Source organism: Campylobacter sp. CNRCH_2016_3089 (assembly GCF_025772505.1).
Classification (GTDB): domain Bacteria; phylum Campylobacterota; class Campylobacteria; order Campylobacterales; family Campylobacteraceae; genus Campylobacter_D; species Campylobacter_D lari_D.
In genome coordinates, this window is sequence record NZ_JAKMSF010000025.1 from 1 (window position 1) to 4,747 (window position 4,747).

At 25.3% G+C, this 4,747-nt stretch carries 5 protein-coding genes; all 5 read right to left on the minus strand.

All coding sequences use genetic code 11. The features are described 5' to 3' along the window. Nucleotides 1-112 precede the first annotated feature (112 nt). Nucleotides 113-1,453, minus strand: a complete 1,341-nt coding sequence (locus L8W69_RS08975; RefSeq protein WP_263666961.1) for a hypothetical protein — start codon at nt 1,451-1,453, stop codon at nt 113-115. A gap of 685 nt (nt 1,454-2,138) precedes the next feature. Then, nucleotides 2,139-2,345 carry a hypothetical protein gene (locus L8W69_RS08980; RefSeq protein ID WP_235362530.1) on the minus strand — a complete coding sequence of 69 codons (207 nt, stop codon included), beginning with the start codon at nt 2,343-2,345 and terminating at the stop codon, nt 2,139-2,141. Between the two features lie 131 nt (nt 2,346-2,476). After that, complete coding sequence (locus L8W69_RS08985; RefSeq protein ID WP_263666962.1) at nt 2,477-2,815, minus strand: hypothetical protein; 339 nt, start codon at nt 2,813-2,815, stop codon at nt 2,477-2,479. Nucleotides 2,816-3,781: 966 nt separating this feature from the next. Further along, the gene (locus L8W69_RS08990) at nt 3,782-4,186 is read right to left on the minus strand and encodes a hypothetical protein (RefSeq protein WP_263666963.1); all 405 of its coding nucleotides are present in this window, start codon (nt 4,184-4,186) and stop codon (nt 3,782-3,784) included. A 63-nt stretch (nt 4,187-4,249) separates the two neighbouring features. Next, nucleotides 4,250-4,747: tRNA 2-selenouridine synthase (locus L8W69_RS08995; protein WP_263666964.1), on the minus strand; the 498-nt coding region annotated here is incomplete at its 5' end.

Below are 4,747 nucleotides of genomic sequence, written 5' to 3' on the forward strand. Positions count from 1 at the left end.
TAATACACCTTTGAAATAAATTTTAGAATGAGTTAAATCAACATTTTTAGCCCTTAAGATTTCACAATCAATCACTTCTTTATCATAAGCAAAAATTGTTTCTTTTACTTTTTTAAGAGGCATGAATTTTCCTTAAATTTTTAGTCATTTTATGATAACTAGAACTCCAATATTTATCGCTTTTTTCTCCTGCTAAAACATTAAAATAAAATTCATTTCTATCTTTTTGATATTCTTGTGAGATATTACCATAATCATATTTATGATAAAGCATTCTTGAATTCATTTCATTTTTAGGTATAAAAATAAAAGGATAAAATTTACTCACACTAAAATTATTATATTTCTGACTCAAATCTAAATCTTGTATCGCAATAGCTTCATAATCATTATCTGCTTTTAAAAGTTTAATTTGTCTATCTTTTCTATCAAAATAAATCAATTTAAAATCGCCTTTTATGCTTGTATTAAATTTTTTAGTGATAGATTCCAAACAAAAATCTAATTTATTATATATACTTTTAAGTTGATAAATTTCATTATAAAATTTTTTAATACTTTCGTAATATCTTTGATTTTCTATATTTTTTTTACAAAAAGTTTGTATTTTCTTTTCTAAATTTTCCTGATCTACATAACATATATAATTATTATCTAGCATAGATCTAGTCCAAGTAATAAAAGCTCTTGCACCTTTTACACTTTGTAAATTATCATCAATATTTTGAAATTTCAAAAAGATAGAGTGAAGAAATTTGATCAAATCAAAGATATCTATCAAATTTCCAGGCACTTTATATTCATCATCAATAAGCTCTATTCCTATATCAGAAAGTTTTTGAATAACCCAAGTAACGCAATTATTTTCAAGAAGTTTATAGGTAAATTCTTCATTGATTGGCTTTTCGCTATTAGGTGTGATTTCTTTTGTGGCTTCAAAATCAGCTTTAATATTTACAAGTAAGCTTTCATATTGTACTTTAGAAAGTTCTAAAGTACAGCGATTAGAAGGTTTGAAAGTTTGAGGGCTTCTTAGTTTTTTAATAATATAACAATTTTTATCAATATTACTATCTAATACATATTGGTTATTGTTAAATACTTTGCCAGGAGTTCCTATAAGAGATTCTGCAACATTAGCAATTCCGGTTCCAAAACCCCAAAAATTATCATTGAATTCATTAGGTTCTTTAGCTTCATACCATTTTTGATCTATCTTGTCCCATTCTTTATTTTTAAGATACCCTTGTCTTAATTGTTCATCTATCTTATCAAGTTCATCAGGACTTTTATCTTTGGTAAGTCCTAAGAAAGCGTGGGTGAAGTCGATTTGCTTAGAAATTTGAGAAAATTTTGCTTCAAATAGCAAAGAAAAATCAACATGCTTTAACATTTCATCTTCTAATAACTCATCTACATAAATTGCTACATAATATTTTATTATTTCTTTCATTTCGAAATAGTTCCTTCTAAAAGTCCATAAGGTATTATTCCTATAAATATTGCAATTTCAAAACAAAAATACATCATTAAAAATAAAAATTTAAATTTTAAATGCAATTTAACAAAAAAAAACCATATTATCATTAATAAAATATTTATTATTGCAAGATTTAAATAAAAATCATTAAAAATTATATTAAAGATATACATAAAACAATAGCAAAAAAGATGAATAAAAAAGAAGTTTTTACAAAAACTTAAAAAAATAAACCAAAATATAGCAATATAAAATAGCAAGATAGGAAAGAAAAAAACAATATAAAGCTCAAATTCCAAATTCTTGAGTTTATATATAACAACAAATACAGCACATATTAAAGCAATATAGCCACTCCCTAAACACCAAGCAATTTGTCCGCTTGATATACTATCTATTCCTTTGCTTTCTAGTTTTGCCTTGAGTTTAGAATAAATAGGAATTTGCAAATTTACTCCTAATATAGATAAATTTTTTTATTATAACCAATCTACTTAATACTTTTAATTAATTTAAATTCTTTGTTTTTAAGACATTCTTGTCTTAATTGTTCATCTATCTTATCAAGCTCCTCAGGACTTTTATTTTTTGGTAAGTCCTAAAAAGACATGGGGAATGTTCCAATCCATGGGGTGGATATAAATCGTTGTGTAGTACTTCATTTATAAAATCCTCTATTTGCTAACCAATAAGCTAAATACCACCAAAAACTATTTGCAAATGCAAATACTATCCAAAAACTTAATTTATGAATTTTATATTTTATAATGTTTCTCTTTTCTAATAAAAACCAAATAGTAAAAAATGCAATATGACACAATGTAAAAAGCAAGGCATAGTCGCCAAATCCATTTAAAATATCCATATTTATTCCTATTAAATAAATAAATCTGATAAGATAAATAATAGGTAAAAAAAATATGAAATAAGATATTATAGTCAATCCGCAACAAGCGAAACAATCTAATACAAATTTAGCAAAATTAAATTTGTTATTCATAGATATTCCCTTACTATATATTGATTATTTTTTAACATCTTATTGCTTGTAACATTAACAGAATTCATTTTAATTCCAAAACCCCAAAAATCATCATTGAATTCATTAGGTTCTTTAGCTTCATACCGTTTTTGTTCTATCTTATTCCATTCTTTATTTTTAAGATATTCTTGTCTTAATTGTTCATCTATCTTATCAAGTTCATCAGGACTTTTATCTTTGGTAAGTCCTAAGAAAGCGTGAGTGAAGTCTTCTCTTTGCCAGTAACACTGATTTTTAAAATCCAAAAAACATTCTACCAATGGATCAATATAAATCGTAACATAATATTTCATTTATAAAATCCTCCTAATAACTCAAATATATATACCATAGCCACTAAAAAAATATATCCACATAAAAAAGTTATTAAAATTCTCCAAGCTCTTAAAAAGATAAAAATTATAGGTGCAAAAATAAAAAATAAAATTTTAAAATTATAGATAAACTCATGATATTTCATATATATAAATATTAATATCACAAGCAACAATAATGCAAAAAAATTTTTAATATAAAGCATATTCAATATAAAAATAAATAACATAATAAATAAAATAGTGAATTGATCATAATTGTTACTGATATAAAAATATACCATAGGAATGATAAAAATCCCTACACTACACACAAACCAAGCAATTTGTCCGCTTGATATACTATCTATTCCTTTGCTTTCTAGTTTTGCCTTGAGTTTAGAATAAATAGGAATTTGCAAATTTACTCCTAATATAGATAAATTTTTTTATTATAACCAATCTACTTAATACTTTTAATTAATTTAAATTCTTTGTTTTTAAGACATTCTTGTCTTAATTGTTCATCTATCTTATCAAGCTCCTCAGGACTTTTATTTTTTGGTAAGTCCTAAAAAGACATGGGGAATGTTCCAATCCATAGGGTGGATATAAATCGTTGTGTAGTACTTCATAAAATTTCCTTATAAGTGACTAAAAAAATAATAACCAAATATTGCATAACAAATCATAAAAATCAATGATAAAAACAAGCTTAATTTATGTATTTTATAAAAAAACCAATGATAAAAAATGAAATAATACTCAAAGAACAAAACCCAATAATCAAAATTGATATATCGTTAATAGTATGAGTATCAATATTAAATAACCATTGTATAGGATATAATAACCACCGAAAATCATCGCTTTTTATTAATATAGAATACACAAATGGGGAGATTATCACAATTCCAAAACATATGAAACAATCTAATGCAAATTTAGCAAAATTAAATTTGCTATTCATAGATATTCCCTTACTATATATTGATTATTTTTTAACATCTTATTGCTTGTAACATTAACAGAATTCATTTTAATTCCAAAACCCCAAAAATCATCATTGAATTCACTAGGTTCTTTAGCTTCATACCATTTTTGATCTATCTTGTCCCATTCTTTATTTTTAAGATACCCTTGTCTTAATTGTTCATCTACTTTATCAAGATCAGCAGAAAATCTAGCTTCTATAATGGTAGCATAAGCTGTAGGATCTCCTATTTTCTTATTACCTCTAGACAGCTTTGTTTCATTCTCTTTGCTTATCTCATACCCTAACTTTATCCCATCAGCATAAAGCCACAAAGGAGGAGTAAAAGCGCTATCAAAAAAACCTTTTTCATCATTCTCATCGATTAAATCAAGCATAGCATAACTAGCATCTTATATTAGCATAGTCTTTGATTTGTGAGATAAGTTCTTTAGGGTTCATCAGTAACTTTGTCCTGTATATTTTTCATCACTTTTTACAAATTTACCATTAATAAAATAATGAAAAGATCCACCACCTGCGCTTTTACGACTAATGCTAGAAAAGCTAAATCCTCTTCCCTCATCTCCAAATAAACCATAGCTTTTTACTTTATAATCTATCATGGTATAAAAAGTAATAGGATATCTCTTACCTTTGCATACATAATAACTGCTCATAATCAAATAAGGTCTTAATTTTTTATAGTTTTCTTCACCCATATATGCTTTAAATTGATCTTCATAGTATGCAAATTCGGGTTTATCATCGAAATTAAAATTAGATTCGCCTATTTTATAGCTATTAATATAATCATCACGATAATACTTACAACCATTAGAAAGGACTTGAGGGAATTTTTTCTTCAAATAAGAAAAATTCACAAAATGAGTTTCATTTCCTACTTTGATTTCACTCCCTAAATACTTGCTACGAAATTCTTCTCTTTTTTTCTCTAA